This is a genomic window from Thermococcus sp. (assembly GCF_027063845.1).
GTDB lineage: Archaea > Methanobacteriota_B > Thermococci > Thermococcales > Thermococcaceae > Thermococcus.
In genome coordinates this window covers 1-26469 of the sequence record NZ_JAMOQU010000109.1, presented here as the reverse complement: position 1 = coordinate 26469, position 26469 = coordinate 1, and the positions used below count along the sequence as shown (strand labels likewise).

At 55.1% G+C, this 26469-nt stretch carries 32 protein-coding genes; 19 read left to right on the top strand and 13 right to left on the bottom strand.

Annotated features, from left to right (window positions below; genetic code table 11):
- Positions 1 to 16: 16 nt before the first annotated feature.
- Positions 17 to 625, bottom strand: coding sequence for a hypothetical protein (locus MVO87_RS08895; protein WP_297516109.1), 609 nt, complete (start codon positions 623 to 625; stop codon positions 17 to 19).
- 46 nt (positions 626 to 671) lie between these two features.
- Here MVO87_RS08895 and sfsA point away from each other — a divergent pair, with 46 nt between their 5' ends.
- Genes sfsA through xerA form a run of 3 tightly spaced genes read left to right on the top strand, consistent with a single transcriptional unit; the run spans position 672 to position 3166 of the window.
- Positions 672 to 1382, top strand: a complete 711-nt coding sequence (gene sfsA, locus MVO87_RS08890; protein ID WP_297516105.1) for a DNA/RNA nuclease SfsA — start codon at positions 672 to 674, stop codon at positions 1380 to 1382.
- Between the two features lie 43 nt (positions 1383 to 1425).
- On the top strand, positions 1426 to 2316 hold the full coding sequence (locus MVO87_RS08885) for a toprim domain-containing protein (protein WP_297516128.1): 891 nt from the start codon (positions 1426 to 1428) through the stop codon (positions 2314 to 2316).
- A gap of 10 nt (positions 2317 to 2326) precedes the next feature.
- The gene (gene xerA / locus MVO87_RS08880; protein WP_297516102.1) at positions 2327 to 3166 is read left to right on the top strand and encodes a site-specific tyrosine recombinase/integron integrase; all 840 of its coding nucleotides are present in this window, start codon (positions 2327 to 2329) and stop codon (positions 3164 to 3166) included.
- A gap of 96 nt (positions 3167 to 3262) precedes the next feature.
- Here xerA and pfkC read toward each other — a convergent pair whose 3' ends face one another.
- Positions 3263 to 4648, bottom strand: coding sequence for an ADP-specific phosphofructokinase (gene pfkC, locus MVO87_RS08875; protein ID WP_524540278.1), 1386 nt, complete (start codon positions 4646 to 4648; stop codon positions 3263 to 3265).
- Between the two features lie 45 nt (positions 4649 to 4693).
- Positions 4694 to 5107, bottom strand: coding sequence for a GbsR/MarR family transcriptional regulator (locus MVO87_RS08870; RefSeq protein ID WP_297516096.1), 414 nt, complete (start codon positions 5105 to 5107; stop codon positions 4694 to 4696).
- 140 nt (positions 5108 to 5247) lie between these two features.
- On the opposite strand from MVO87_RS08870, the gene MVO87_RS08865 reads away from it, so the two are divergent.
- Positions 5248 to 5451, top strand: a complete 204-nt coding sequence (locus MVO87_RS08865) for a hypothetical protein (protein ID WP_297516094.1) — start codon at positions 5248 to 5250, stop codon at positions 5449 to 5451.
- Positions 5452 to 5453: 2 nt separating this feature from the next.
- The gene (locus tag MVO87_RS08860; protein WP_297516091.1) at positions 5454 to 5639 is read left to right on the top strand and encodes a hypothetical protein; all 186 of its coding nucleotides are present in this window, start codon (positions 5454 to 5456) and stop codon (positions 5637 to 5639) included.
- Positions 5640 to 5669: 30 nt separating this feature from the next.
- Here MVO87_RS08860 and MVO87_RS08855 read toward each other — a convergent pair whose 3' ends face one another.
- Complete coding sequence (locus tag MVO87_RS08855; RefSeq protein ID WP_042690711.1) at positions 5670 to 6383, bottom strand: maleate cis-trans isomerase family protein; 714 nt, start codon at positions 6381 to 6383, stop codon at positions 5670 to 5672.
- Positions 6384 to 6476: 93 nt separating this feature from the next.
- Here MVO87_RS08855 and MVO87_RS08850 point away from each other — a divergent pair, with 93 nt between their 5' ends.
- From MVO87_RS08850 to MVO87_RS08825, 6 genes are all read left to right on the top strand, one after another.
- The gene (locus tag MVO87_RS08850) at positions 6477 to 6800 is read left to right on the top strand and encodes a hypothetical protein (protein WP_297516086.1); all 324 of its coding nucleotides are present in this window, start codon (positions 6477 to 6479) and stop codon (positions 6798 to 6800) included.
- 4 nt (positions 6801 to 6804) lie between these two features.
- Positions 6805 to 7947 carry a tRNA uracil 4-sulfurtransferase ThiI gene (thiI, locus tag MVO87_RS08845; protein ID WP_297516081.1) on the top strand — a complete coding sequence of 381 codons (1143 nt, stop codon included), beginning with the start codon at positions 6805 to 6807 and terminating at the stop codon, positions 7945 to 7947.
- A gap of 1 nt (position 7948) precedes the next feature.
- Positions 7949 to 8509 carry a DUF998 domain-containing protein gene (locus MVO87_RS08840; RefSeq protein WP_524540276.1) on the top strand — a complete coding sequence of 187 codons (561 nt, stop codon included), beginning with the start codon at positions 7949 to 7951 and terminating at the stop codon, positions 8507 to 8509.
- Positions 8510 to 8545: 36 nt separating this feature from the next.
- Entirely contained in the window at positions 8546 to 9118 is a 573-nt protein-coding gene (locus MVO87_RS08835) for an adenine nucleotide alpha hydrolase family protein (protein ID WP_297516077.1), read from the top strand.
- A gap of 156 nt (positions 9119 to 9274) precedes the next feature.
- On the top strand, positions 9275 to 10060 hold the full coding sequence (locus tag MVO87_RS08830; protein WP_297516074.1) for a PLP-dependent cysteine synthase family protein: 786 nt from the start codon (positions 9275 to 9277) through the stop codon (positions 10058 to 10060).
- A 38-nt stretch (positions 10061 to 10098) separates the two neighbouring features.
- Positions 10099 to 10455, top strand: coding sequence for a hypothetical protein (locus tag MVO87_RS08825; protein ID WP_297516071.1), 357 nt, complete (start codon positions 10099 to 10101; stop codon positions 10453 to 10455).
- Here the strand turns inward: MVO87_RS08825 and MVO87_RS08820 are convergent.
- From MVO87_RS08820 to MVO87_RS08805, 4 genes are all read right to left on the bottom strand, one after another.
- Positions 10452 to 11213, bottom strand: a complete 762-nt coding sequence (locus MVO87_RS08820; RefSeq protein ID WP_297516068.1) for an acetate--CoA ligase family protein — start codon at positions 11211 to 11213, stop codon at positions 10452 to 10454. The two genes, MVO87_RS08825 and MVO87_RS08820, sit on opposite strands and share 4 nt — an antisense overlap.
- 24 nt (positions 11214 to 11237) lie before the next feature.
- Positions 11238 to 12662, bottom strand: coding sequence for an acetate--CoA ligase family protein (locus MVO87_RS08815; protein ID WP_297516065.1), 1425 nt, complete (start codon positions 12660 to 12662; stop codon positions 11238 to 11240).
- Positions 12663 to 12749: 87 nt separating this feature from the next.
- Positions 12750 to 13523 carry a sugar phosphate isomerase/epimerase family protein gene (locus MVO87_RS08810; protein ID WP_297516062.1) on the bottom strand — a complete coding sequence of 258 codons (774 nt, stop codon included), beginning with the start codon at positions 13521 to 13523 and terminating at the stop codon, positions 12750 to 12752.
- The gene (locus MVO87_RS08805) at positions 13520 to 14713 is read right to left on the bottom strand and encodes a magnesium transporter (RefSeq protein ID WP_297516121.1); all 1194 of its coding nucleotides are present in this window, start codon (positions 14711 to 14713) and stop codon (positions 13520 to 13522) included. Before MVO87_RS08805 ends, MVO87_RS08810 begins: the two co-directional genes overlap by 4 nt.
- A 106-nt stretch (positions 14714 to 14819) precedes the next feature.
- Between MVO87_RS08805 and MVO87_RS08800 the strand changes: the two genes are divergently transcribed.
- Genes MVO87_RS08800 through MVO87_RS08790 form a run of 3 tightly spaced genes read left to right on the top strand, consistent with a single transcriptional unit; the run spans position 14820 to position 16788 of the window.
- Positions 14820 to 15425, top strand: a complete 606-nt coding sequence (locus tag MVO87_RS08800) for a potassium channel family protein (RefSeq protein WP_297516059.1) — start codon at positions 14820 to 14822, stop codon at positions 15423 to 15425.
- The gene (locus MVO87_RS08795) at positions 15418 to 15996 is read left to right on the top strand and encodes a potassium channel family protein (RefSeq protein ID WP_297516056.1); all 579 of its coding nucleotides are present in this window, start codon (positions 15418 to 15420) and stop codon (positions 15994 to 15996) included. Before MVO87_RS08800 ends, MVO87_RS08795 begins: the two co-directional genes overlap by 8 nt.
- A gap of 39 nt (positions 15997 to 16035) precedes the next feature.
- On the top strand, positions 16036 to 16788 hold the full coding sequence (locus tag MVO87_RS08790; RefSeq protein WP_297516054.1) for a hypothetical protein: 753 nt from the start codon (positions 16036 to 16038) through the stop codon (positions 16786 to 16788).
- Positions 16789 to 16829: 41 nt separating this feature from the next.
- On the opposite strand, the gene MVO87_RS08785 is transcribed toward MVO87_RS08790, so the two are convergent.
- Both MVO87_RS08785 and MVO87_RS08780 read right to left on the bottom strand, forming a co-directional pair.
- On the bottom strand, positions 16830 to 17543 hold the full coding sequence (locus MVO87_RS08785) for an endonuclease III domain-containing protein (RefSeq protein WP_297552919.1): 714 nt from the start codon (positions 17541 to 17543) through the stop codon (positions 16830 to 16832).
- Positions 17512 to 17940, bottom strand: a complete 429-nt coding sequence (locus MVO87_RS08780; protein WP_297552918.1) for a DUF6849 domain-containing protein — start codon at positions 17938 to 17940, stop codon at positions 17512 to 17514. Before MVO87_RS08780 ends, MVO87_RS08785 begins: the two co-directional genes overlap by 32 nt.
- A gap of 65 nt (positions 17941 to 18005) precedes the next feature.
- Here MVO87_RS08780 and MVO87_RS08775 point away from each other — a divergent pair, with 65 nt between their 5' ends.
- The 4 genes from MVO87_RS08775 to MVO87_RS08760 are packed head-to-tail and all read left to right on the top strand — an operon-like array spanning position 18006 to position 20666.
- On the top strand, positions 18006 to 18479 hold the full coding sequence (locus MVO87_RS08775) for a PadR family transcriptional regulator (RefSeq protein ID WP_342765121.1): 474 nt from the start codon (positions 18006 to 18008) through the stop codon (positions 18477 to 18479).
- Position 18480: 1 nt separating this feature from the next.
- Positions 18481 to 18912: a 4Fe-4S dicluster domain-containing protein gene (locus MVO87_RS08770; RefSeq protein ID WP_297516045.1), complete on the top strand. Its 432-nt coding sequence runs from the start codon at positions 18481 to 18483 to the stop codon at positions 18910 to 18912.
- On the top strand, positions 18905 to 19891 hold the full coding sequence (locus tag MVO87_RS08765) for an efflux ABC transporter ATPase subunit, DrrA-related (RefSeq protein ID WP_297516042.1): 987 nt from the start codon (positions 18905 to 18907) through the stop codon (positions 19889 to 19891). The genes MVO87_RS08770 and MVO87_RS08765 overlap by 8 nt, the downstream gene beginning before the upstream one ends.
- A gap of 4 nt (positions 19892 to 19895) precedes the next feature.
- Positions 19896 to 20666, top strand: a complete 771-nt coding sequence (locus tag MVO87_RS08760) for an ABC transporter permease subunit (RefSeq protein WP_297516038.1) — start codon at positions 19896 to 19898, stop codon at positions 20664 to 20666.
- Between the two features lie 45 nt (positions 20667 to 20711).
- Here MVO87_RS08760 and MVO87_RS08755 read toward each other — a convergent pair whose 3' ends face one another.
- Positions 20712 to 21959, bottom strand: a complete 1248-nt coding sequence (locus MVO87_RS08755; protein ID WP_297516035.1) for a phosphoglycerate kinase — start codon at positions 21957 to 21959, stop codon at positions 20712 to 20714.
- A gap of 124 nt (positions 21960 to 22083) precedes the next feature.
- Here MVO87_RS08755 and MVO87_RS08750 point away from each other — a divergent pair, with 124 nt between their 5' ends.
- Complete coding sequence (locus MVO87_RS08750; RefSeq protein ID WP_297552917.1) at positions 22084 to 24204, top strand: restriction endonuclease; 2121 nt, start codon at positions 22084 to 22086, stop codon at positions 24202 to 24204.
- On the opposite strand, the gene MVO87_RS08745 is transcribed toward MVO87_RS08750, so the two are convergent.
- On the bottom strand, positions 24205 to 24816 hold the full coding sequence (locus MVO87_RS08745) for a hypothetical protein (protein WP_167728833.1): 612 nt from the start codon (positions 24814 to 24816) through the stop codon (positions 24205 to 24207). It lies immediately after the preceding gene.
- 103 nt (positions 24817 to 24919) lie between these two features.
- Positions 24920 to 26469 (bottom strand): acyl-CoA mutase large subunit family protein (locus tag MVO87_RS08740; RefSeq protein ID WP_297552915.1); only part of this gene is annotated, 1550 nt, incomplete at its 5' end.

The following is a 26469-nucleotide window of genomic DNA, read 5'->3' as shown; positions in this document are numbered from 1 at the left end:
TTTAAGGGTTTAGGTGCTAAGGATATATCCTGATTCCCATTGCCCGCTCCCCGTTGTCGTAGATTTCCTTGATTTTGAAGAGGTAGGCGGGCGTTTTAGTCCAGTCCCGGGGCTTTTTCGGCCTGTGGAAAACGTCGTGAACCGCGTTCGTGTACTCCCAAACCTCGTCCCCCTCGTGTACCTCCACCTCGCACCGAACCTCGTAGGAGGTGCTCGGCGGGGTGAAGAAGAGCACCGTCGCCTCCCTGCTCCCGCCGGTAATATTGCTCCACGTGTGCTTCTTCGCCAGCTCCAGGGAAACCAGCTTGCCAAAGTCAATCTTCTCCCTCACGTAGATTTCGTTTAGAAGAAACCTCAGGGCTCTCCTGGGGTCGTAGGGCCTCCGAAGTTCCTCCCTGAGCTTCTCAATGGTTTCCCCAAGGTACTCCCGCTTGTGTATGAACCCAATCCCCTTTATCGAGCCGTTTGGTCCGGCTTTCCCGCAGGTTATTATCGCGGGGTTGTGCCTGGTGAAACCAATCAGCGCCTCGGGCCCGAACTTCCCCTCGGCGAGTTTCCGAACCCCTTCGACTCTCTCATCGAAGGCGTAGCGTATGAACTCCTCTGGAATCATTGGACCACCCATTGAACTTCCCCTAAGGTTAAAAACGCCTTTCGGTTAAGCTAACCCCATGAAACCCGTGTTAATGAAGCTCAACGTGGTTCCCTGCAGGTTCGTCAAAAGATTAAACCGCTTCGTGGCTCTGGTCGAGGTGAACGGCGAAATCAGGAGGGCACTCCTAACCAACACCGGTCGCCTTGAGGAGTTCTTGATTCCAGGACGAAAGGCCTTCTGCACGCCTAAGAGCGGGGGAAAGACGGACTTCGTCCTGATTGCCTTCGAGGATTTAGGAGGTAAAGGGGCGATAGTGGACACGAGGACTCAGGCGAGGGCATTCGAGAGGGCCGTTGAGCTCGGTTTAGTCCCCTGGCTGAAGAACTGCGCGATAAAGCGGAAGGAAGTTCGCATCGGTAACTCCCGCCTCGACTACCTCTTCGAGTGTCCCAGTGGAGAGCTCTACGGCGAGATGAAGAGCGCCGTTCTCAGGGGAGGGGAGAAAGGTGAATACGCGATGTATCCAGACTGCCCAACTTTGCGCGGGCAGAGGCACGTTAGGGAGCTGATTGAGCTCGTCAAAGCCGGAAAGGACGCGATAATCTTCTTCATCGGTGCGATGCCAAAGGTTGAGAAGTTCCGGCCCTACGAGAAGGGCGACCCGGAACTCGCGAAGCTTTTGAGAGAGGCAAAGAGGGCAGGGGTCAGAATCGAGGGACTCTCGATTTCGCTCCTGCCCGACGGAAGGGTAATCCTCGAGAGGCCCGAGCTGAAGGTCGAGCTATGAGAACGGTTTTAAACCGGGGCGAGAATTATTGACGGTGGTGAGCATGGCGATAGTTGACGTTAGGATTCTCGTTGAAGGGGCGAGCGACGTTGAGGTCGTCAGCAAGGCCCTCCAAGGACTCGCGTTGGGGAGCGAGTACAACATCACAATTTCCGCGATAATCCCGACGACCAACGTGGAGATAGCGAAGAGTGCGGCCGCTGGAGCTGACCTTCTCATCATAGCGACCGACGCCGACCGCGTGGGAAGGGAGCTCGCGGAGAGGCTCTTCAACGAGCTCGGGGAGATGGTCGGACACATCGAGAGGATGAAGCTCCCCCTCGGCCACGACCTTGAGCATGTCGACGTCGAGCTCGTCAGGAAGGAGCTCAAGAACACCCTCGTCAGGGCAGGACTGAAGAGCCTGCAGGTTCTCCCTGAGTACATGGAGCTTAGAAAACAGCTCCTCGACGTGAAGGGCAAGTACGACCAGCTCGCGAACGAGTACGAGAGCCTTTACAAGGAGCACGAAGAGCTCCAGAAGAAGTATGAAGAGCTTCACGCCGAGTACGTCAGGCTGAGGAACGAGAACGAGGGCCTAAGGGAACTCCTCGACAAGAAGAGCAGGCCGGTCAAGATTGAGGAAGCGTGGACGAACCTCTTCCCGGCCGAACCCGTTCCGGACGAGAGAATTTTTGCAATAGCGGTTGAGAAGCTTGGCCTTGCAGGAAAGGTCGTGGTCGGCCAGGGCTACGTCTTCGCGGAGGAAAAAGAGCTCGTGGAGGAACTCATGAAGACCGTTTACCTCAGCCTCGCCATAAAGGAGGGCCTTGAGGAGAAAGCCGAGGGCAGGGAAACCGTTGAGCGGAAGGAGGAGAAGCCCGAACCCGGGGAGAAAGCCGGAGAAGAAATCGAAATCATTGAAGCAGAACTCAAGCCGGACGAACTGCTCTAAGGGCTGAGCGATGGACACCGAAGTCATAGAAGAATTCGAGACATACCTCGACCTCGAGGGCAAGAGCCCGAACACGGTTAGGATGTACTCCTACTACGTCAGGAGATACCTCGAATGGGGTGGAGCTTTGAACGCGCGCTCCGCCCTCCGCTTCCTGGCGAGGCTGAGGAGGGAAGGCTACTCCAACAGAAGTTTAAACCTCGTCGTCCAGGCTTTGAGGGCTTACTTCCGCTTCGAGGGCTACGATGAGGAAGCGGAGAAGCTGAAGCCGCCGAAGGTACCGAGGAGCCTGCCGAAAGCTTTGACGCGCGAAGAGGTCAAGAGGCTGCTATCTGTCATCCCCCCGACGCGGAAGAGGGACAGGCTGATAGTTCTGTTGCTCTACGGGGCGGGTCTTCGCGTCAGCGAGCTCTGCAACCTGAAGAAGGACGACGTGGATTTGGAGAGGGGTATAATAGTGGTTCGCGGTGGAAAAGGGGCCAAGGACAGGGTCGTGCCGATTCCGGAGTTCCTGGTGAAGGAAATCTGCTCCTACCTCGAAACGCGCTCCGATTCGAGCGAATATTTACTCGTCGAGGAGCGGAGGAGAAACAAGGACAGGCTCTCGACGAAAACCGTCTGGTATCTCCTGAAGAAGTACGGGAAGAAGGTGGGCGTTGAAGTCACGCCCCACAGGCTTCGCCACAGCTTCGCAACGCACATGCTCGAGCGCGGGGTTGACATAAGGGCCATTCAGGAGCTTCTCGGCCACTCCAACCTCTCCACGACCCAGATTTACACAAAGGTCACAGTTGAACACCTCAAGAGAGCTCAGGAGAAGGCAAAGCTCATGGAGGGGCTGGTTGAGTAGTGGTACATCGTGCCGTACCGTCCCTTTTTAAAGACTGGTACAGCATACCGTACCAATCAAACCCAACCTACCGGCCTCTCAGAGAACGGGAAAATATCAGAGCGCGCCCTTCGCCCTCAGCAACGCGAGGTAGCTCGTGAAGGCCCCCGTCGAGATTGTGTCGCCGAGGCCGACCGTCGAAACCGGGTTCTTAACGAGCCTTGTCGGGATTATCACGACCTTGTACTCCCTCGTGCGGAGCCTTCTCTTAGCTTCTTCAAAGCGGAGCTTGACGTACTCACCACGCTCGTTGTAGGGAACGCTCAGACCGACCTTGAAGTCCTCGGGCGAGCGGATGTCGCCGAGTGAGGCCCTCGCCGCTGCTAAAGTCGTCGCCAGCTCAAGGCTTCTCCTGAGCTCGTCCTCACTCAACGGGTTGTCGGCGTGAGTGATGTACATGAGGTAGTAAATCGTGTGGATTTGCAAAACTTCGAGGTTCATCTCGTCTATGAGGATTTTTCCGCCCAAGACAGTGTCCTCAATGCGGTTGTAGGTGAATATCCTGTCGGCGAGCTTGGAGTAGCCGAGGGCGCTCAGGACGTAGGCTATCTCCGACTCGTCCATGCCAACGCTGTCAACGAGCGGGAAAAGGTTGTAGATGACCTTCTTCCTGAGTTCTCTGCTCTGTATCGAGGCGAACTCGAGGTGAACCTTGACGTCTTTCTCCCGTTTGAGCAGGAGAATGTCCTTCTTGGCCTCCCTGAGGTAGTAGTTCGCGTCCTTTCCGTCGGAATAGCGGAGCCTTATCCCCTGGTAGCCTGAAAGAATAGCGCCGTCAACCTGAAGGCCGATTTCGGGGAGGAATGGCTTGAGAGCCTCCTCCGTGTAAACCCTTATCCTCTCGAAGCGGGCCGAAACGATGAAGCGGCCCGAGTAGGGGACGGTAATCGTCTCGTCGCCCAGCCTGAAGGTCGTTCCGGCCCGGAACTCGAAAATCCTGTTGACCTTGACCGGGTCGTTCTCGCGGTAGGCCTCGTGGGGGTGCTTCAGAACGAGCTTTCCGTTCTCGACTACGGGATAGAATAAGTTGGGCTTATTAACGAACATCTCCGCCTGTCTTCTCGCGAGGTGGGGCGTGTAAACGATTACCTTCCTGAAGTCGAGGTTGGCTAAGAGGTTCGCTATTATTCCCGCCTGACCTCCGATTCTCTCAACGTCGTACTTAAAGTGGCTATCAAACCAGCTCTGGAGCTCCTCGTTGACGAGGGGAACCGCCATCGGCTTTCCCGTCTTGAGGGCATGAACGAGCCTCGCGACGAAGTCAATCGGCCCCTCAATCTGCCTTGGAAACTCCTCCATTCTCCTCCTGACGGCTTCGGCGCCGAACTCGTCTATGAGCCTCTGAACGGTCTCGCCCTTGAGGTAGACTATCGCGTCAACGTTAGCGTTGTAGGCCGTGAAAATCGATAGCTTCCTTGCCTCGTCGAGGAGCTCCAACACTATGTATCACCCACAGTGAGTAAAGAAGGAAGGGTTAAAAGAATTTCGCTAATCTTCAGCACTTTCAAGGAGCTCGATTATCTTTCTTGCCATCCTCTCGAACTCCTCGATGTCCCTCAGGATTTCCTCGCGTCCCTCGGGATTCGCCTCCAACAGTTTTCTCAGGGGGACAACGTACTCTTTCAGGATTCTGTTCGGAAACAGGAGAAGCCTATGAAAGGCACTTCTGGCCCTGTAGAGTTTTTTCTTGCCCATTTTAGTATAGTACACGAGGCCATCGTGCTCCAGGAGCCTCAACGCTGTGGAAACCGTCGACTTGCCGAGCCCGGTTTCGCCCGCCAGCTCCGTTATGGTCATGGGCCTCCCGGCGAAGAGCAGGTGGGCGTATATCCTGGCCGATGCAGGTGGGTAGCCGAAGCTCTCGAGCATCTTCTCAACGTAGAACCTTTCGTCATCGTTCATAGTTCTCTGTTCAATCCAATCGTTTTTAACCCTTTCGTTTGTTTTGTTTGTTCAGTTTAAACCGAACAAACTAAAAGTTCCGAAAAAGTTAAATAGTATGAACACCATAGAAGTCCTGAGAACTCACTGGAGGTGGTTCCATGGCAAAGATTGTTGCCAACATGGAGGCTGAGATAAGTGACGAGGTCCTCGCGAAGTTCGCGGAGGCCCTCGGAGGTGGGGCTGTGAAGGGGCTCTCAGAGATTGAGATGGAGGTCAAGGACGTTGGGGGCAAGTTAGTCATCAAGGCCAAGCCCATAGAAGAGCCCGTCGTCGTTGCCGGAGCCTCAGCCCAGGGTGAGTGAATGTGAGGTACCTCTTTCGTTTTATTATTGACTTGGACGAAGAGGAGATAGCCAGGGAACTCTCGGAGTTCGGAGAGTGCGTTCTGGTTCTGAGGCAGAAAGGTTCTCAGCTTACTGTAACATCAGAAAGAACAGGGCACCTGCTGGGGGAGGGGCGCGTGGAAGCGCTCGGGGGCAAAGGGCGGTAAAAATAAGAGGGAACCTCTGGCCCCTCTCCATCAGTACTCGGTGAAGAGCCTTCCGAGGCTTGGAATCCGCTCCATAACGTCCATTTCCCTTAAAGCCAGCCAGAGCGAGGCCTGGTTGCTGGTAACCACTGGAACGCCGAGGTCTTTCTCGAGGGTCTCGATGATTTCGAAGGTCCTCCAGTTGGTACAGCTTATGAAAATTGCCTCAGCCTCGTCGGTGAAGCTCGCCTTCGCGAGACGGTAAGCGGTGTAGGGCTCAAGCTTGCCGATTGCTTGGTTGTCCTCGAGGCCGAGACCCCTGATGTCGAGAACCGTGAACTCGTTGGCCTCAAGGAACTCCTTCTCGCGCTGGTTAATCTCGTCGGTGTAGGGCGTTACCACGAGTATTTCCCTGGCGTCGAGCATCTTTAGGGCTTCTATCACCGCGGTGCTCGTGCTTATTACCGGGACGTTCACCTCGTCCTCGATTTCCATCTCAAGCTTTTTCTCGTAGTCCTTTCCGCCGATGAAGGAACCGCTCGTGCACCCGTAGAGTATCAGCTCAACGCCCGCATCCCTGAGCAGTCTGGCGCTCTCGACTGCCAAAGTGTTCATCTTCACGAGCTCCTCTTCGGTGACGTTCCTGAGCGGAACCCTGGCGGTGTGAAGCGAAACTCCCTCAGGCAGGTAATCGTGAAGCTCCATCTCCATCGTGGTGTTCGAGGAGGGAACTATAAGACCAAGCCTTCCTCTCCATCCGTACATGCTTTCACCCTTAGGGGTTTCTCGGCGCTTCTATTAAACCTTTGGTTTCATCTAAACTTTTTTATCCCCTTTATCCAAGCAAGGACGATAGCCATGATAGAGTTCGTAATCCTCCTTGGGGTCATTGGTGGCTGGCTCGTGATGATGTCAACGCTCTTCCTCATGCTCGCCTTCGGCAAGATGTGGGGATTAGTTGGGGTGCTCTTCCTCGTCGGCTTCATCGTCATAAACCAGCGCTGGAAGGTTCGCTACATGCGCGCTATCGTTGACGCCACCCCGAGGGCGAAGGAACTGGCGAGGCACATCTTTGAGATGAACGAGCTTATCCTGCTCTCATCTTACCTGATGTCCCTCGTGCTCTACACGGTCATCCAGAAGTACATAGAGATTGTTGTCAAGTTCCCGGTGGCGAGGTGATTCCATGAACGTCGTCATAGTCCGCTACGGTGAGATTGGAACGAAGTCAAGGCAGACGAGGAGATGGTTTGAGAACATCCTCATGAACAACATACGGGAAGCTTTGGTCAGCGAGGGAATCGACTTCAAGAAGGTCGAGGCCAAGCACGGGAGGATTCTCGTGAGGACGAACAGAGCCAAAGAGGCCGTTGACGTCCTGACGAGGGTTTTTGGCATAGTCTCGCTCTCACCCGCGATGGAGGTCGAGGCGAACCTTGAGAAAATCAACAAAACCGCGCTAAAACTCTTCAGGAGAAAGAAGAGGGAGCTCGGCCTTGAAAAGCCGAAGTTCCGCGTCACTGCAAGGAGAATCACCAAGGAGTTTCCCCTGAAGAGCCCCGAGATTCAGGCAAAGGTGGGGGAATACATCCTCGAGAACGAGGAGAGCGAGGTTGACCTTCACAACTATGATATCGAGGTAGGCGTCGAGCTGATGGAGGGCAAAGCGTACGTCTTCGTTGACAAGGTTAAAGCCTGGGGAGGACTGCCGATAGGCACGCAGGGCAAGGTTGTTGCGCTCCTCAGCGGGGGCATAGACTCACCCGTCGCTGCATTCCTAATGATGAAGCGAGGCGTCGAAGTGATTCCAGTCCACATCTACATGGGCGAGAAGACACTTGAGAAGGTCAGGAAAATCTGGAACCAGCTGAAGAAGTACCACTACGGCGGAAAGGCCGAGCTTATAGTTGTGAAGCCGAAGGAGCGCGAGAGAATCCTTGAGAAGCTGAAGGAACTCGGGAAGGAGAAGTACACCTGCGTGTTCTGCAAGTTCATGATGGTGAGGCACGCGGATAAGATAGCTAAGAACTTCGGCGCGAAGGGCATCGTGATGGGCGACTCCCTCGGACAGGTGGCTTCGCAGACGCTCGAAAACATGTACATCGTCAGCCAGGCGAGCGATTTGCCGATTTACAGGCCGTTGATAGGCATGGACAAGGAGGAGATAGTTAGCATAGCTAAGAGAATCGGAACCTTCGAGCTGTCCACCCTACCTGAGAACGAGATACCCTTCATTCCGAAGCACCCAATAACAAGGGGCTCTTGGGAGGAGTTCAGGAAGCTCTACAGGGCGGTCTTTGGAGAGGAGCCGAGGAAGAGGGAGTGCTGAGGTGGTCGCGGTGGAACTCGAACGCTTCGCCTCCTACGTAGCCATTTCCCTTCCCATCATCTTCATCGTGGGCCTGACAGTGGTTATCCACGCCAACCCGTGGTTCTCCTTCACGGACAACGCGCTGAGCGACATGGGTTCGCTCCACAACCCCAACCGCTGGCTCTTCAATGGCTTTCTGATGCTCTTCGCGGTAGTTGCGATGGCTCCGTCAGTGGTAGCATTCAAACACGGACTCTCCTACCTGATGCCCCTCGCGCTCCTTTTCCTATTCCTTGTTGGGGTTTTCCCCGAGGAGCTCCCCTATCACGCTCCCTTGGCAGTGTTATTCTACGTTCTGGCACTGGCGGATATAGCGATTGTTGGGCTAAAGCTTGCCCGCAAAAATCCCATTAACCAGGTCTGGAGCGTTCTCGCGGTTGTCGTGTTCATCACGATGCTCTACCTGATTAGGGCGAGGGTGTTCAAGGGGCTGGCGATTCCAGAGCTGATAGGAGCATCCTTCATCCTCGCGTGGTTCGTTTACATTGGCATCTTGCTGAGGTTTGAAACCCTGAGTTGAGGAAAGCCTCATAAAAGCCCACCCGAAGTTTCGGCCATGAAGGCGGTTGCACTGCTGAGCTCGGGCATTGACTCACCCGTCGCGGTTTACCTGATGCTCCGGAGGGGGGTAGAGGTAGTTCCGGTTCACTTCAGGCAGGATTCCATCAAGGAGGAGAAGGTTCACGAGCTCTGGGAGGTTCTGAGTAAATACGGGAAGCTCGACGAGCTAATAGTTGTAGATTTTGCGGAGGAGCACGTTCCGGTGTTTGAGAGGCTGAAGAAGCTCAAGAAGGAGCGCTGGACCTGTGTCTTCTGCAAGTGGCTGATGCTTAGAAGGGCCTGCAGGATTGGGCACGAGGTCGGGGCGAGCGCGATAATAACCGGCGACTCCCTCGGACAGGTTGCCAGCCAGACGCTCGATAACCTTCTAATCGTCAGTCGGGCGAGTGATTTACCGATTCTGAGGCCCCTAATTGGACTCGACAAGGAGGAAATCGTCAGGATAGCCAAGGAGATAGGGACCTTCGAGATTAGTTCTCGCGATGAGCCGGGCTGTCCCTTCACGCCGAGGTATCCGATAGTTAGGGGCTCGCCGGGCGAGTTTGAGAGGATTAGGGGTATGCTGTGATTACCCATTTTTGCCCACAACTGAACGTTTTAGGAAGGTTTTTAAGGAAAACTCCCTAACTCCTCCCGGTGACGGCCATGAACGTGTTCGAGAACAGTATCGAGCTGTTCGAGAGGTACAAGCCGACGCCCCTCCTCAAACTGAGGACGAGGGGGGATGTCTTTTGCCAAGCTGGAGTTCTTTAACCCGTTCAGCAGGAGCCTAAAGGACAGAACGGCCTACAAACTGCTCTTCTCAGCCCTTGAAAACGGAAACGTCGAGAGCGTTTTTGAAGCCAGTTCCGGCAACACGGCAATAGCACTCGCCTCGCTGAGCAACGTGCTCGGTGTAAAGTTCAGGGCCTACCTGCCGAGGCCAACGCCAAAGGCCACGCGCGTTCTGCTCGGCGTTCTCGGGGCGGAGGTCGTCCTAACAGACTTCGAGACGATAGACAAGGAGATGGTGAAGTTCGTCAGGGAAGATGCTTGGAGGAGTGGAGCCCTAAACCTGAATCAGTACGAGAACGAGAACAACTTCCTGGCCCACAGGGAGACCGGAAGGGAAATAGCTGAGCAACTGGAGAGCATTGGAAAGAGGCCCGACCTCCTCATAGCGGGAATTGGCTCCTCTGGACACATCGCCGGCATTGGGAGCTACCTGAAGGAGCGCTACGGAACGAGGGTTGTGGGCGTTGTTCCGGCGCGGGGCGAGAGGATTCCGGGAATAAAGGGTCCCAACACCGGGCCGAAGTGGATAAGCTATGTTGACGAGGTCGTCGAGGTCACCCTTGAGGAAGCTATCGAAGGGGTAAGGAAAGTTGCAAGGCTCAACGGAATCCTCGTTGGATTGAGCTCCGGCGCCGTTTACAGGGCGATGGAAGAGCTAAAGCCTGACGGAACAACGGTCTTAATCTTCCCGGACGACGGCTTCAAGTACGTCGAGATTTTTGAGAGGTTCTCCTGACGGAGGAAAGGCTTTAAAGGCTCCCTCCAACTTTTTCCATGCTCAACTTCAAGCCACCGAGGCTCGCCACGTACCTGCTCACCATCAACGGAATTCTCCACCTCGGATACGCCTACTACTGGAGCTCGGTTACGTACCTGTTCTTCGGCCTGCTCAACCTCGTCCTGGCTTACGGCGTCGGGCGGGAGAACAGGAGGGCGATAAAGGTCGCGCTGGTCTACATAGCGATGGAGTTCTTCTTCGCTCTGTTCTACTTAATCTCTGGGAACATCTACTCGGCTGTGGACGCGGCGATAAGCTTCTTCATAATGCACGATATACTGAGTTACATCGAGCTCGTCTACAAGGAGGAAAAAGAGGTCGAGGAGAGAGGAGAGAAAACGGAAAGCGATTAAGCGCACCTCTCCTTGTACTCCGAGCTGACCTCGGGCTTCTTCTCCTTCGGCTCCTTGAGAATAATCCTTGCGTCGACTATAACCGCGCCCTTGCCCTTCTCGTAGACGAAGACCGGGTTGAGGTCCATCTCCTTGATGTAGTCCCTGAGCTCATCAACCAGCTGGCTGACCTTGAGGAGCAGGTCAACGATGGCGTCTATGTCTGCCGGCTCCTCCCCACGCGCCCCCGCGAGAATCGGGTAGCCCTTGATTTCCGTTATCATCTTCCTCGCGTCACGCTCCGTAATTGGGATAATGCGGAATGTCACATCCTTGAGAACCTCGACGAAGATTCCGCCAAGACCGAACATTATCGCGTGGCCAAACTGCGGGTCTTCTGTAACGCCTATGATTATCTCCCTGCCGGGCCTGAGCATCGGGGCAACCAGAACGCCGAGGATTTCGGCGTCGGGGCGGTACTTCCTCGCGTTCTCGTGTATCTCCTCCCACTTCTGCTTGAGCTCCTCGGGGCCCTTTATGTTCAGCATGACGACCTTGGCGTCGCTCTTGTGGAGTATCTGGGGCGACATCAACTTCAGGGCAACGGGGTAGCCTATCTCCTCAGCGTATTTCAAAGCTTCATCGAGGGTCTTGGCGAGCTTCTCCTCCGGCACTGGAAGGCCGTAAGCTTTTAAAACCTGCTTGGCCTCGAACTCAACCATGGCCGTCCTGCCCTGGGACAGGACGGACTCGATAACTTTGAGCGCCTCCTCCCTCATGGTATCACCACCGGTGAATAAACATTACTCACCTTTAACTTTTTTCAAATATTCGGCGTACCTCACGAGACCCGCCAGAGCGCGGACGCCCCTCTCAGGAGTCGGGTAAACTGGAACGCCCTTCTCCTCCAGCATCCTCGCGTAGCGGTCGGTCTTCTTACCGCCCATAGCTACGGCCACAATCGGTTTGTCGCTCTTCTTCTGGTACTCGGCGAGAATGTCGATTATTTTCTCCTCCTCAAGGAGCGGAACCTGGAAGAGCACTATGACGAGTATCGCGTCAACGTTCGAGTCCTTGGTAAAGGCCTCCAAAGCGAGTCTGTAGCGCTCCGCGTCGGTGTCTCCAACGACGTCGGTGGGGTTGCCGACGACCGCGTGCGGCGGGAACTTCTCCTTGAGGAACTTGACGGTTTCCTCGCTGAGGTCTGCCATCCTGAGACCGAACTTCGCTACCGCGTCGCTGGCCATGACTCCTGCTCCACCGCCGTCGGTGATGATGCCTATCCTGTCGCCCTTCGGGAGCTTGTCCTTGAGCGCGGCGAAGGCCTTAGCTAAGTCGAACATGTGCTCGAAGTCCTCAGCCCTTATAATACCCGTCTGCTTGAAGACCGCGTCGTAAATCGTGTCAGCGCCAGCGAGCGAGCCGGTGTGGCTCGATGCCGCCTTGGCTCCGTACTCGGTCCTTCCGCTCTTGAGAGCGATGACGGGCTTGACCTTTGTAATGCGCTTGGCGCTCTCCATGAACTTCCTTCCGTCCTTGACTCCCTCGATGTAGAAGGTGACGACGTTTATGCCCTCGTCGTGAATAAAGTAGTCCATCAAATCTGCATCGTCAACGTCGAGCTTGTTGCCGTAGCTGACCATCTTTCCTATGCCTATTCCTGCCATCGCCGCCCAGTCGAGCATAGCTGCTGCGAAGGCACCGCTCTGGCTGACGAAGGCTATCGGCCCGCTCTCGGGCCTGTCCATCTTGCTCTCCGGCAGGAAGACGGTGTCAACGCCTGTATCTGGAACGTAAACGCCAACACAGTTCGGGCCGATGACACGTATGCCGTTCTTCCTGGCAATTTCAAGGATTTCGCGTTCGAGCTTCTTGCCCTCCTCGCCGAGCTCTCCAAAACCGCCGGTGATTATGATGACGGCTTTTATGCCCTTCTTCGCTATCTGCCTCATGGTATCGGGCACGAAGGGGGCAGGAATCGAAATAACCGCCAAATCTGTGTCATCGGGAAGCTCCTCAACGCTGTGATAAACCTTGTATCCGTCAATCTCGTCGAGCTTGGGGTTCACGGGGTAGATGTTACCCTTGAAAATACCCCTCTCCTTGTTCATCTTGAAGTTCTCAAAGATGACGTTGCCGACCTTTCCCTTCTTGTTGGTTGCACCGATGATAGCGACCGCCTTCGGGTCGAAGAAGGGTCTGAGCTCTTCAACTATCTTCTCGGCCATGTGCTTCCCCCCAGAAGTTATTCAGGACTTCCTTCGATGGGGATGTATAAAAGGGTTGCGTTTTGTAAAAGTGGACCTCAATGAACTTCAAAGCTCACCAATGTCCCTGAGAAAGGCCAGACTGGCCCGGGCGTCGTTGAGGTTCGAGACTTCGAGGGCCCAAGTCAGTCCGCCAAGCTGGGGCAGAACCTCCCGCCAGGGGACGGTTCCCCTTCCAAGGGGCAGGTGCTCGTCGCTTTTTCCCGAGTTGTCGTGGAGGTGGACGTGAACGATTCTATCGCCGAGGAGCGCCATAAAGCGCTCGAAGGGGAAGCCGACGGTGTTGAGGTGGCCGAGGTCAAGGGTAACGCCGAGATTGATGCCGTCCAGAAGCTCGGCCAGCCTCTCGGGAGTCTGGGCGTCGAGTATGGGAAAGGTTGGCATGTTCTCAACGCCAACCCTAATGCCAAACTCCTCGGAAAACCTCTCAAGCTCCCGAAGGGAATCGCGGTGAACTCTGTTGTAGTCCTCCCTGAACTTCCTGCTCGCCGGCGAGCAGTGGCCGGGATGAACCGTAACCACGAGCGCGTTCAAGCGGGAAGCAACGTCAAGCGTCTCCCGCAGGACTTCGATGGAAGCCCTCCTGAGCCTCTCGTTGAGCGAGCCGATGTTCACGTCGCTGAACGGGGCGTGGATGGTAACCTCAAGCTCGAAGCTTCCGAGAACGTCGGCGTAGGGTTTCCAGGTTTCCCTCGTGAGGAAGTTCGGCCACTCGCTAACCAGCTCGACGAAGTCGAAGCCGAGCCCTTCCGCTTCCTCAAGCCAGCGTTCGAACTCCTCGGGAGTCCTGCCCCTGTAAGACGTCATCGAGAGCCCTATCATGCTCCCACCATCAGCCTGGCCATCAGGACGACGTATATGGTTCCGAATATGTCGCTGTTGTTCGAGATGAGCGGTATCGCCACGTGGTCAGGGTCTATGCTCCTCTGGAAGAGGAAGTAGGAGAGCGTGTAGGAGTAGAGCATGATGAAGAGTACCATAAAGGGATACGTGAGGACTATCAGCCACGCGGAGCCGGGAACGGCCATCCCGGTCGTCAGCCTCACGAGGACGATGCCAATGAGAACCTTCGTGAGGCCGATTACCGGCGCGGTGGTGAATAGTGCCAGTATGTCAGTGAAGGCCTTGGGACAGATGAAGCTTTCAATCTCACCGAGGTGGAGTTTGGTCGAGGTCTTCGCGGCTATTATCGAGCCGTAGTTTCCGAACGAGCTCAGGAGGGACGGGTAGATGAAGCTGAGGATTACTGAAGCCTGGATTACTCCGCTGAACCTGGCGAGTATCGAGCCCGAGACGGTGGATAGAAGCGCAAGGGCGGTTATCGTCACGAACACCTGCCTGAGCTCCGAGAACTCCTCGAGCCTCACCCTGCTCAACGCCGTCACGAACAGGAAAAAAGCTATGGTGGCGTAGTTGAAGGCCTTAAAGGCCCAGGGGGAGTGCTCTATCAGGAGGATGAAAAGGACGAGCGACGGAACTGTGAGGAAATCACCCATAGATGCAACCAGCGGTGCGGCAACGCTGTCCGGGTCTGTACCGCGCCTGAAGGCGAATATCGTGACGAAGGAGGTAAAGTAGCCGAGTATGAAGGAGACGAGTATCGTTGAGGTTATCACGATGAGGAGGACGTCAAAGGCGTTCTTTTTAATGCCCGTGAGGACTCCAATCGCCCAGAGGAGGAAAACCGGGATTAGGGAGAGCACCATCCTCAGGACTATTTCCTTCAGAATCCTTTTGTCTCTCAGGGACGGCTCGAGCTCACCGAGGTAGAGCATCGTGGAGAAGCGCGAGGCCATCGAGCCGAAAACGTTCCCGCGAAGCCCCATGATACCCGGCAGGACGACGAGGAGGCCCGGAAACCTGAGCCTCACCGTCTCGAAGTACTTACCCAAGAAGGTGCCCCCGAACAGGCCAAATATCTGGGACGTGAACAGGGAAGGTAGAGTAACCCTGTAGGCTTCCTTGACCTTCTCCCTCAGCTCCATCCGAATTTCGCCGTTGCTCACTGCTATCACTCTCCATCACTGCCACCCCGAGCTTCAATCGATGGAAGGAGTATAAATTTTTCGGCGAAAACTAAATAAAATTCCCCTCCTTTTCCCCTTCGGTGAGAACGGGGTGGAAGAATGGGACGAGATTGAGGTTCCCAACAACGTCAAGGACATCTTCGTGGAGATGAAGAACACCGCCGAGCTAATGGTTGATTTGGCCTACTCCTCGGTCCTGTTCCAGGAGAAGGAGATAGCGGAGGAAGTCCTTGAGCTCGAGGAGTACCTCGACCTTCTCAACTACCACCTGATGGTTAAGGCAGTGCTCGCGGCGAGGAGCCCAAAGGAGGCCGAGCAGATAACGGCAATCCTCCAGATGGGGCGGGCAATAGACGAGATATCCAACGCGGCCGCCGACCTCGCGAAGATGGTTCTCGAAGAGAAGCTCCACCCAGTGGTGAGGGACGTCATACTTGAGAGTGAAGAGACCATCGGCAAGGTGCAGGTTTCCCCCGAGTCCATACTCGTCGGAAAAACGCTGGAGGAGCTCGACTTGGCTACCAACACGGGCGTTTGGGTGTCGGCCATAAGGAGGGGCAAGCGCTGGATTTTTGACCCCGACGAGGACACCAAGATAATGCCCGGGGATATACTCATAGGCAGGGGCACGAGGACTGCCCTAGACTACCTGAAGGAGATAGCGAGGGGAATCCTGAAGGTGATGAAACATGAGTGAGCTCGACGAAATCAGGAACTGCCTCGTGGAGATGAAAGATTTGTCGGCCCTAATGGTTGACCTCGCCTTTTCATCGGTCCTTTACAACAGCGAGGAGATAGCTGAGGAGGTCTACCTCCTTGAGGAGAAGATGGACGACCTCACGCTGAAGGTCAAGAAGTTAGCACTCAGAGCCGCGAAGAGCGAGGAAGACCCCGAAAGCCTGCTGAGCATAATAGATTTGGCCGATATCAACGAGCGCATAAGCGATGCCGCCTACGCGATAGCGGACATAATCCTGCGCGACATCGAGCCCCACCCGATAATAAGAAGGATAATGGAGGACACAGAGGAGGAGCTCGGCCGCGTTACCGTCAGGCCCGGCTCGGTGCTCATAGGCAAAACCCTGCAGCAGCTCAAGCTTCCGAGCAAGATAGGGACGAGGATTCTGGCGATAAAGCGCGGAACTAGGTACATCTACAACCCCGGAAAGGACGACGTGATACAGGAGGGCGACGTCCTCATAGCGGTCAGCTCGGACATGGACAAGCTGAGAAAGCTGGCGGGCGAGGAAGTGGAAGAGGAGGAGTGACCCACAACCTTTTTATACTTTTGGGTTTGTCCTTTAACTATGGTTAAAAGGAAATATGGTCTCCTTGTGGCGTTGGCAGTAGGACTGATGCTATCAGCGTATTTTATTCTGTGGGTTCACGTTGAGACGCATCCCACGCCAGGGGGTTCATTAAACGTCACCGCAGAGGAATGGACGATTGCCGTTCACGCAAGTGAACTTTCGTGCATTCTCGGGCATGATAAGAACCTCGGTTACTATCCGCTTCATTATAGGAACAAAGACCTCGTTCTCAGGGTTTCGTACAGTCCGAGTGGTCTTCGAAACGTCGGGTGCAATCAGTTTTCCATTTCTGGCAACGCGAACCTGTACATCCGACCCCGGAACAACTCAGTTGCGATAAGGAGAGTTGTGTTCATAGTTGAGAACCTGAGCGATTTCTCAATAGGGCCCGTCTTTCCAAAGCAAACGGGGGTTCTCTATTTTACGATAAACGGCGGAAAGTTTGAAGTTTCCGAGGTTTACGTTCCCGGGTACGACATTCTGCAGACGTTTCAGGTTAAAGCCCTCAAACCGACTTGGGGGGAGACCGTATCGGTTTCCCCGTCCATCCCGATAGATTTTACAATAAACAGGCCAGTGGGGAATGGGAAAAACGCCGAGTTGGTTTACAGGGCCCGTGTTATTATCCGGGTGGAGTACCTCATAAGAACGGGCTACTTCACTTCCGAAAAACGGACGCTTCAAGTCGTGATTCCCATGACTGTGAAGTTTTACAGCCTGTCTTCGTGCACCTACGGCTGTGAGCCCTAACTATCTTCCCGGGGTTCAGAGGGTTAAGAGGCAGAGGACAGTCATCTGATGTCCTCGTCCCTGACGAGCCCCTTCGCATAGGGGCAGAGCTCCTTCAGCGGACAGCTTTCGCACTTCGGCCTTATCGGCCTGCATATGCTCCTCCCGTGGTCAACCATCGCGTGGTTCACGTAAATCCACTTCTCTTTTGGAATCAGCTCCATAAGGTACTCCTCGACCCTCTCTGGAGGAACCCTCGGCGGAGCGAGGCCAAGGCGCTTGCTTATCCTGTTCACGTGCGTATCAACGGGAATCGCCTGCCTTCCAAAGCCATAAGCCAGAACGATGTTGGCGCACTTCCGGCCTATGCCGGGCAGTTTCATGAGCTCTTTGATGTCATCGGGCACCTTTCCGCCGTACTTATCAAGGATTATCCTCGATGCCTTCACAATCCACTCGCCCTTCGTCTTCCAGAGGCCGACGCCCCTCTTCCTGAGGAACTCCTGCATCTCCTCGACGGGAGTATTCGCTATCGTCTCGATGTCCTTGTACTTCTCAAAAAGCTCCTCCCAGACGCGGTAGGTAACCTCATCGCGCATGCGCTGTGAGATTATGCAGTGAACCAGCGTCCTGTATGGGTCGCCGATTAGGAGCTTCTCCCTCGGGTGGGTCTTCATGAGGATTTCAACTATTTTCTCGGCCCTTCTCCTCTTCTCATCCCAGCTCTCCTCGAAGGTGAAGCCGTCAAGGCTCAATGACCGTGATTTCCCTGCCATGCACTACCACCACCTTTCCCTCGGTCACTCTAACCTTTTTCAGGTTCTCGAACTCTCTCCTATAAACCTTTTGCCCGCTCCAGTTATAGATTCGAACCTCACTCCCGAGGACGAGAACGAGTCCCTTCGCGAATGGAATTGCATCATCTACCTCCCCCTCGAACTCAAGCGTGAACTCCTCAACTTCCCCCGTCGAGAACTCGATTTTTGTTCCCCTGCCAATCTTCAGCGGGCTCGGCTCGGCCAGAAGAACCTTGAAGGGTAGGGGCTTTCCGAGGAGGTCAACCTCAACGGTTTCTCCACTTTTCACTTCCTTTCCCCTGAGCTTCTCCCTCACTATATCCTCGAACCCGGCTGGAAGTTCAGCCTCGAAGAGCGGCTTTAGAACGACCTTCATGGAACCACCAAAGGTTCTTTGAACGTGGATTGGAAAAGGTTAACGCCAAAAATCTTTTAAACGATATGTCGTTCGATATATCGGGTGGTGGTATGGAGAAGCCCTACGTCAAAGGTGCCCTCAAGCTCATAGTCCTCGACCTGTTGAGGAAGCCGAACCACGGCTACGGGATTATGGCTGAGATGGAGGAGCTCTACGGAATAAAGCTCAGCGCGGGAACCGTTTACCCAATCCTCGCCTCGCTGAGGAGAGGCGGGCTGATAGAGGTCATCGAAACCGGAGACAGGGAGAGAAAGACCTACAGAATAACAGAGAAGGGGCTGGATTACCTTGAAAAGCACGGGAAAGAGCTGAAGGAGACGAAGAGGAAGCTCGGGGCCTACAAAACCTTCCTTGAACTCGGTGGGAACGAGCTCAAGGAGGCCTTCAAGGAGCTGTTCAGGAGGATTGATGAGCTGAGCGACGAGCAGAAGGAAGAGGTCAGGAAGGCATTCGAGGACTGCGCGAGAAGGATAAGGCTCATTCTGCTGGGTGATTGAAGTGGACGCACCGGACTGGAGGGAGTACTACGGGAAAATGAAGGAAACGGCTCCGCTCATAATACACTACCCCATATGCGGCGGGGGCGACGAGTGTATCTACGTCTGTCCCTTCGGCGATGAAATCTGGGAAGTCGTCCCCATGAAGGTTAGCCTCTTCGGGGTGAGGTACAAGGTAAGGCTCAGGCCCTTCATGGCACACCCAGAGAACTGCAGAAAGTGCTACGTTTGCGTCCAGGCCTGCCCAACGGGAGCGCTGAGGCCCGTTGATAATCCCGTCAAGCATCCTGTTCCCGTTCTGCTCTACAACACCCTAAAGTTACCCTTCAAGAAAAAGTACGGCCTCAGGTTCGTCTTTCGCAAGGAGCACGGCGAGAGGTTCAAGCGCAACAACTGGCCCGAGGAGCAAATGGAGGGGAAGGCCTATGGCTGAGCACGCCATAGTCGTTGAGAACCTGGTCAAACGTTATGGAGACTTCGAAGCCGTTCGGGGAATTTCCTTCAGGGTGAAGCGGGGCGAGATATTCGCCTTTCTGGGTCCGAACGGGGCGGGGAAGACCACAACCGTTCATGTACTGACGACCCTTCTGAAGCCGACCTCCGGCAAAGCTGTCGTGGCCGGCCACGATGTTGTCGATGAACCTATGGAAGTGAGGAAGCGGATAGGCATCGTGTTTCAGGACCCGAGCCTCGACAGAGAGCTGACCGCCTACGAGAACATGTACATCCACGGGAGGATATACGGGCTGAAGGGAAGCGAGCTGAAAGAGAAGATAGAGCACCTCCTCAAGTTCGTTGAGTTATGGGAGTTCAAAGATAAGCCCGTCAAAACGTTCTCGGGCGGTATGCAGAGGAGGCTTGAGATAGCGCGCTCCCTCCTCCACGAGCCGGAGGTGCTTTTCCTTGACGAGCCGACGATAGGCCTCGACCCGCAGACGAGGGCCCACATCTGGGACTACATAAGGGCGATGAAGGAGGAACACAACATGACCATCTTCCTCACGACGCACTACATGGATGAGGCGGAGCAGTTAGCGGACAGGATAGCGATAATAGACCACGGGAAAATAATCGCCGAGGGGACGGCGGAGGAGCTGAAAAAGCTCGTGGGCAACGATGTCGTCTACCTCAAGCTCGACGCGCCCGAAGAGCTCAAATGTCTCAGGGCCGAGTTCATAAGGGGGTGCAAAATCCTCGCGGACGGCAGGGTAGCTTTAGAAGTCGAGAACGCCGCGGAGGCCCTCCCAAGGCTCTTCGAGCTGGTCGCTGAGAAGGGCATCAAAATCCTTGAAGTGACGTATCACAGGCCAACGCTCAACGACGTCTTCCTCCACCTGACGGGGAGAGAGATAAGGGACGAGGGCGCTGAGAACCCGATGGCTGCCTTCGTGAGAATGAGGATGAGGAGGTGACGGCATGGAGGCGCTTACCACTATGGCATACAGGCAGCTGAAGAGGTTCGCGAGGGCGAAGTCGAGGGTCGCGGGCATGATAATCAACCCTCTCCTCTGGCTCGTCTTCTTCGGAATGGGTTGGAGCAAGGTCTTCGACAACTCCATGGCGAGGACGGTCTTCGGGGGCGTTGACTACCTCACGTTCCTGGCCCCGGGTATCTTTGCCATGACTGTCTTCAACCAGAGCTTCGTTGCGGGAGTGAGCGTCATCTGGGACAAGCAGTTTGGCTTCCTCAAGGAGGTGCTCGTCGCTCCTGCCTCGCGGAAGGAGAGCATCTTGGGACGCATAATCGGGGACTCACTCGTCACGCTCACGCAGGGAGCCATAATCCTCGCGCTGACCTTCCCCCTCGCGGAGAACTTAAAACCCAGCGGCTTCATTCCCGCCCTCGGAGTTGGCTTCCTTTTAGCTATGGCATTCTCCGGCTTCGGCGTCAGCCTCGCCCTCAGGATGGAGAGCATGGAGGGCTTCCAGATGATAATGATGGTCCTCATGCTCCCGCTGACCTTCCTGAGCGGGGCGATTTATCCGATAGATACAATGCCCGACTGGATGAAGGCGCTCGCCTACGTCAACCCGCTCACCTACGCGGTGGACGGGGCGAGGCACTTCCTCGTTGGAGCGAGCGTGGCAAAGTTCTCGCTCGGCGTTGACCTCGGCGTGCTTACGGTTTTAGCGGCCGTACTCGTCGGGCTGGCGATGGCCGAGTTCGAGAGGGCCACAATTGGATAAAGGACAGAGAAGCGAAAAAATCAGAAAAATCCCGCGAGAAAGGCATCATGGAGCTTTCTCTTCTTTTATCTTACCTTTGAAGGTCTCATAGCTTATCCTGAAGGCCTCAAGAACCGGTAGCTTCTCCCCGGCAAAGAAGCTGAGCATGGCCCCACCACCGGTCGAGACGTGGCTTATACCCGTTATGCCGTAGCGGTAGATGCTCGCTATTGAATGTCCCCCTCCGACGACGCTGAAAGCTGGACTCTCGGCTATCGCCCTGAAAACGCCGACGGTTCCAACTGCAAACTCCTCTCTTTCGAAGACGCCCATCGGACCGTTGGCAACGATGATTTTCGCGTTCAGGAGAATCTCACGGTACTTCTCCACCGTCCTGGAGCCTATGTCGAGGATTGGGTAGCGGTCGAAGAGCCACTTCTCGTCGCTCAGCAGGTCAACTTCAACGCGCTCTCCGTCGCGGTCAACGGCGAAGTCAACCGGGGTTCTCACGTAGGGGTAGAACTCGTCGAGTATTCTCTCGGCCCAGTCAACCAGCTCAAGGAGGCCCTTCTTTTCCATGAACTCAAGGTTGGCATCGCCGAGGTTGAAGCCCTTCGCGAGGGTGAAAACGTGGCCGACGAGGCCGCCGGTGAGTATTAAGTCAGCCTTACCCTTTCTCAGGACGTTTTCCGCCACTCTGAGCGAGTCGTCAACCTTCGCACCGCCGAGCACGTAAACCCTCGGCCTCTCGTTGCTCTCGTAGGCCTTGCTGAGGGCGTCTATCTCCTTCTCCATCAGGTGGCCCATCACCATCGGCTTCAGCCGGGCGAAGCCAACGAGCGAGGGCTGACTCCTGTGCGAAGAAGCGAAGGCGTCGTTGACGACGTAGTCTATGAGCGGGGCAAGTTTTCTCACGAAATGCGTTTTCTCGCACTCCTCCAGGGGCCTGTAGAAGACCTCCTCTGCTGAGAAGCGGAGGTTTTCAAGCATGAGAACTTCTCCGGGTTTCATAGCCCTTATTCTATCCCTTGCGAGCTTTCCAAAGATGTCCTCGACGTACTCAACGTTCACCCCGAGAAGCTCGCCGAGGATTTGGGCGTGTTGCTCGGTCGTTATGTAGTCTCCTTTGTAGGGCCTGCTCTGGTGGGTTCCTATTACGACCTTCGCCCCGTCCTCGACGAGGTGCTTCACCGTTGGCAGAACCGCCCTGAAGCGCGCGTCGCTTGTAATTCGTCCGTTCTCTACCGGAGAGTTCAAATCCACCCTTAGAAACACCGTTTTGCCGTGAAAGTTGAAGTCGGTGAGCCTGAACATTGCATCACCGGGAAAATGTTAAATATGGCCATTAATAAAGCTTATTTGGACACTCCCAGTGAATAATGGGGCTCAAGTAAGTTCTTAAGGGGAAAGTAGTATCCCCTTCCGGAAGGTGAACGGTATGACCTGGACGGCTGAACTCGTGAGAAAACTCCCCCGTAAGACGCTCATCAGTTACATCATCGAGGTCCTCGGGAGGATGGGGTTCAAGAACTACGAGCGCGTCAGCGACCGAAGCAAATGGGGAATAGACATCGTTGCAATCAGAGACGACCCCATAGCTGGGATGGAAAAGCTAATCATAAAAGTTCACACGGACTCCCTCGCCTCTGCCAAGGACATCAACGTCTTCGGCGACCTCCTTGATAAGTACAAAGCCGACAGGGGAATCCTGGTGGCCCCAATAGGCTTTACGAAGGACGCGAGGAGCACCGTCGCCAAGGAGTACCGCGGGAGAATCGTCATGTGGGACGCCGACAAGCTCGCCGTTACATTCTCAAACTACGGCCTAGAGGCCCCAAAGATTGAGGATGAGAAGGAGGAAGAAGAGGAGAAAAGCCCCCTCGAAGAGTTCGAGCTTGACGCGCCCCTTCTCCACGAGTTCTCGCCCGACGAGATAATAAGGCTCATAGCAAAGAAGGCGAGCGCCGAGTATCCCGTCAAGCCCGCCGAGCTGAGGATAAAATCAATGAAGGTCGTTCTCACGAGCGCTTACATACTCTCCTGGAGCGTTGACGAGAAGAACGAACGCGATAAAGCCGTCGTGTTCTCGAAGGAGAAAGTTGTTCCAAAGGCCCTCTCAAGCGAACTCGCCACCCCGGTTAAGAAGGCCCTCCTCAACGACAGCTCCACGATAAAGGCCACCGAGAGGGAAATAATAAACCAGATAAGCCCCAGCGAGTCCGTGATAATCCTCAAGGAAAGGCTCGCGAAGGAGCTCGGCGTTACAGAGGGACAGGTCAGGATACAGGACCGAAAGAAGGTCTATGTTCCCGAGAGCGTTGAAGTCGAGCTCCAGGTCGGGGAGAACGAGGGAAAAGCGAGGGTTAACCCCGTCACCGGTGAAGTGGAGTTCGAGATGAAGCCCCTGCCGGAGGAGTTCTTTGAGGAGAAGGTAAGAGAGATAGTGGAAAATCGCATTGGCGAGAGTCCTGAAACGATGGAGCTCACCAGGGAGGGCTGGAAGGTAAAGGTAACCGGAAAAACAAAGCGCTTTACCTTCGAGTTCAAGTTCAACGCCTATACTGGAAAAATATTGATAGCAGAGACTGTTTTAACAGACGAAGCGCTGAAAGAACTTCTCACAAGGACGTATCCTGAAGGCGAAATCCTGAGTCTGGAAAAGGGCAAGAAGGTGGCCGTTGCCGACGTCAAGCTCAAGGACGGGATAGCGGTCGTTGAGGTCAACCTCGAGAACGGAAGCCTGAAGGAAGTCAGAAAGCTCCCCTCGCCCGAGGATGCCCTCGACAACGCAAGGAGGGTCATCGAGGAAAACTTCCCGCTGAGAAACCTTGAGATGAAGGAAAGCAGGGTCATAGAGCACAAGTTCCTCGAGCTGGAACTTGAGGGCGAAGATGGAAAAGCCCTCGTAAAGGTCGACGGCGCGACGAGGGACGTTCTTGACTACATCGTCGAGATAACCCCCGAGAAGGCGAAGGAGCTCGTTAAGGAGAGGTACCCAGACTTCGAGGTAAGGGGCGTTGAGGAGAAGGAGGCTTCCTATCTCGTCACCGCAGAGAACGAAAGGCACACGATAAATGTTAAGGTCAGCAAGGATGGCAAGCTGATAGAGGAAACCGACAGGGTTCTGCGCGAGGACGTTGCGAGGGAGATAGCGGTTGAGAAGGTTAAGAAAATCGACGAGACAGCGGAGCTTAAGTCGTTAAGGCTCGAAAACGACTGGGTTGCCGAGTTTCAGGGGGGAACGAAGGTCGGAAGGCTCGTCCTCGACAGGAAGACCGGCGAGGTCAAGGAGGAAGACGTCCGCTTCACGGAGGTCGCCCTTGAGAACAGCTTCCACGAGCACATACGGAAGATTTACGGCGAAACCGAGCTGAGAACCGAGAGGCTGACCCACTACAAGGAGCAGAACTACATCCACATAAAGGTCGCGGGCAAAGACCACCTCTACTACGCGAGAATTGACACTAGAACGGGGAAGATAATAAGCGAGGACAGGGCCCCTGCGAAGGGCCTGACGGCGAAGCTCAAACAGCTCCAGCTGGAGAGCAAGTACAAGTGATTAGGTCATCAGCATGTTTTCTATCATCTTTATTGCTTCCACTATCTTCTTCTCGGGCTTGTCCTCGTTGCGCGGTATCTCGAGGTTTATTACCAGCCTCTCCTCCTTGCCGTCGTCGAAGTCGTAGATTTCAAGCTCCTCGACCTCGACGTCCTCGAAGATGCTCTCAAGCTCTGGGCTGAGGATTTTACCCTCGTTGCCGTAGACCTCGACGCGAACGACGTCGTCGGTGGTTGAAGCCACCACGACAATCTCGTAGGGGCCGACCTTCTTGACGAAACGGAGGACGCTTCCGTAGCCCTCCACTGCCTCCTTGAAGCCGAGCTGGAGCATCGTCGAGCGTATGGCCTCGGTCTTGCTCCTAATCCTGTTGAGTATTCTCTCGCGGAGCTTGTAGCTCTCTTCAAGGGCCTTCTTTATGCCCTCTCCCGCTTTTTCAACGGGCCCCTCCCATATACCGATGACCTTTATACCGGATGAGGTCGGCTTGAGCTCAATCTTGAGGGAATCAACGTCAAAGTCTCTCAAATCATCAATCTTAAGCTCGCCGAGGGTGAGTATGTCGAACTCAATCCTCACGACGTTTCCGAAGGCCTTGCCTTTGAACTTCACCCCCATCACCAAGGGACGCTCAAAGCTACGGTTTAAAAACCCTTCCCTGGAGTAAGCTCCTCAGAATTTTCAAGAAAATGCAGAGGGTAGTTGAAAAAGAACCTCAGAATATCAACGGCGCCCTGTACTCGCCCCAGACCTCGCGAAGGACGTCGGTAACCTCGCCGAGGGTCGCGAGATGGCGGTGCGCCTCGATGATGTAGGGCATGAGATTCTCGTCGTCCTTCTCGGCCGCGTTCCTGAGCTTGTCGAGGGCTTCTTCAACCTTCTTGTTGTCCCTCTCGGAGCGGAGCTTCTTGAGTCTCTCAATCTGCTTCTCGCGGATGCTCGGGTCCACCTTGAGTATCTCGACCTCGAGGGGTTCATCCGTCTGGAACTTGTTGACGCCGACGATTATCCTCTTGCCCTCTTCGATTTCCTTCTGGTACTTGTAGGCGGCATCGGCAATCTCCTTCTGGATGTAGCCCCTCTCGATTGCCCTCATCATTCCGCCCATCTTCTGAATCTTCTCGATGTACTTCAGGGCCTCCTCGTAGATGTGGTCGGTGAGCCACTCGATGTAGTAGGCACCTCCGAGCGGGTCAACGGTGTCAACGACACCGCTCTCGTAGGCGATAATCTGCTGGGTCCTCAGGGCAATCCTTACGCTCTTCTCGGTCGGGAGCGAGAGGGCCTCATCGTAGGAGTTGGTGTGCAGGCTCTGGGTTCCACCGAGGACGGCAGCTAAAGCCTGAATGGCAACGCGGACGATGTTGTTCTCGGGCTGTTGAGCCGTAAGGGTTGAACCTGCGGTCTGAGTGTGGAAGCGGAGCATCATGGAGCGCGGGTTCTTGGCGTTGAACCACTCCTTCATGATGTAGGCCCAGAGCCTCCTCGCGGCCCTAAACTTCGCAATCTCCTCGAGGAAGTTGTTGTGCGCGTTGAAGAAGAAGCTCAATCTTGGAGCGAACTTGTCAACCTCCATACCGCGCTCGATGACAGCCTTGACGTACTCTATACCGTCAGCCAGAGTGAAAGCGACCTCCTGAACCGCGTTGGCCCCGGCCTCTCTGATGTGGTAGCCGCTTATGCTTATCGAGTTCCACTTGGGAATGTTCTCGGCGCAGTACATTATGATGTCCGTTGTAAGGCGCATGCTCGGCCCGGGCGGGAAGATGTAGGTTCCCCTCGCTATGTACTCCTTAAGAATGTCGTTCTGAACAGTTCCGCGGAGCTTCTCCTGGGGAACCCCCTGCTCCTCGGCAACCAAAATGTACATCGCGAGCAGATTAGCGGCGGTCGAGTTAATCGTCATGCTCGTTGAGACCTTGTCGAGCGGAATGCCGTCGAAGAGAATCCTCATGTCCCAGAGCGAATCAATGGCAACGCCGACCTTTCCGACCTCACCTTCAGCCATCGGGTGGTCGGAGTCGTAACCGAGCTGGGTCGGCAGGTCAAAGGCAACGCTCAAACCCGTCTGCCCCTGCTCAAGGAGGTACTTGTAGCGCTTGTTGCTCTCTTCAGCTGTAGCGTAGCCCGCGTACTGTCTCATCGTCCAGAAGCGACCGCGGTACATGGTCGCGTAGACGCCGCGGGTGAACGGATATTCTCCTGGGAAGCCGAGCTTCTCAAGGTAGTCCCAGTCCTCGCCGAGGTCAGCGGGAGTGTAGAGCC

Bases quoted from the DNA above. Each gene is read 5' to 3' on its own strand.
- MVO87_RS08895 (WP_297516109.1), bottom strand. From the start codon at position 625: ATGGGTGGTCCAATGATTCCAGAGGAGTTCATACGCTACGCCTTCGAT.
- sfsA (WP_297516105.1), top strand. From the start codon at position 672: ATGAAACCCGTGTTAATGAAGCTCAACGTGGTTCCCTGCAGGTTCGTC.
- MVO87_RS08885 (WP_297516128.1), top strand. From the start codon at position 1,426: ATGGCGATAGTTGACGTTAGGATTCTCGTTGAAGGGGCGAGCGACGTT.
- xerA (WP_297516102.1), top strand. From the start codon at position 2,327: ATGGACACCGAAGTCATAGAAGAATTCGAGACATACCTCGACCTCGAG.
- MVO87_RS08870 (WP_297516096.1), bottom strand. From the start codon at position 5,107: ATGAACGATGACGAAAGGTTCTACGTTGAGAAGATGCTCGAGAGCTTC.
- MVO87_RS08865 (WP_297516094.1), top strand. From the start codon at position 5,248: ATGGCAAAGATTGTTGCCAACATGGAGGCTGAGATAAGTGACGAGGTC.
- MVO87_RS08855 (WP_042690711.1), bottom strand. From the start codon at position 6,383: ATGTACGGATGGAGAGGAAGGCTTGGTCTTATAGTTCCCTCCTCGAAC.
- MVO87_RS08850 (WP_297516086.1), top strand. From the start codon at position 6,477: ATGATAGAGTTCGTAATCCTCCTTGGGGTCATTGGTGGCTGGCTCGTG.
- thiI (WP_297516081.1), top strand. From the start codon at position 6,805: ATGAACGTCGTCATAGTCCGCTACGGTGAGATTGGAACGAAGTCAAGG.
- MVO87_RS08835 (WP_297516077.1), top strand. From the start codon at position 8,546: ATGAAGGCGGTTGCACTGCTGAGCTCGGGCATTGACTCACCCGTCGCG.
- MVO87_RS08830 (WP_297516074.1), top strand. From the start codon at position 9,275: ATGTCTTTTGCCAAGCTGGAGTTCTTTAACCCGTTCAGCAGGAGCCTA.
- MVO87_RS08825 (WP_297516071.1), top strand. From the start codon at position 10,099: ATGCTCAACTTCAAGCCACCGAGGCTCGCCACGTACCTGCTCACCATC.
- MVO87_RS08820 (WP_297516068.1), bottom strand. From the start codon at position 11,213: ATGAGGGAGGAGGCGCTCAAAGTTATCGAGTCCGTCCTGTCCCAGGGC.
- MVO87_RS08815 (WP_297516065.1), bottom strand. From the start codon at position 12,662: ATGGCCGAGAAGATAGTTGAAGAGCTCAGACCCTTCTTCGACCCGAAG.
- MVO87_RS08810 (WP_297516062.1), bottom strand. From the start codon at position 13,523: ATGATAGGGCTCTCGATGACGTCTTACAGGGGCAGGACTCCCGAGGAG.
- MVO87_RS08795 (WP_297516056.1), top strand. From the start codon at position 15,418: ATGAGTGAGCTCGACGAAATCAGGAACTGCCTCGTGGAGATGAAAGAT.
- MVO87_RS08790 (WP_297516054.1), top strand. From the start codon at position 16,036: ATGGTTAAAAGGAAATATGGTCTCCTTGTGGCGTTGGCAGTAGGACTG.
- MVO87_RS08785 (WP_297552919.1), bottom strand. From the start codon at position 17,543: ATGGCAGGGAAATCACGGTCATTGAGCCTTGACGGCTTCACCTTCGAG.
- MVO87_RS08780 (WP_297552918.1), bottom strand. From the start codon at position 17,940: ATGAAGGTCGTTCTAAAGCCGCTCTTCGAGGCTGAACTTCCAGCCGGG.
- MVO87_RS08775 (WP_342765121.1), top strand. From the start codon at position 18,006: ATGTCGTTCGATATATCGGGTGGTGGTATGGAGAAGCCCTACGTCAAA.
- MVO87_RS08765 (WP_297516042.1), top strand. From the start codon at position 18,905: ATGGCTGAGCACGCCATAGTCGTTGAGAACCTGGTCAAACGTTATGGA.
- MVO87_RS08760 (WP_297516038.1), top strand. From the start codon at position 19,896: ATGGAGGCGCTTACCACTATGGCATACAGGCAGCTGAAGAGGTTCGCG.
- MVO87_RS08755 (WP_297516035.1), bottom strand. From the start codon at position 21,959: ATGTTCAGGCTCACCGACTTCAACTTTCACGGCAAAACGGTGTTTCTA.
- MVO87_RS08750 (WP_297552917.1), top strand. From the start codon at position 22,084: ATGACCTGGACGGCTGAACTCGTGAGAAAACTCCCCCGTAAGACGCTC.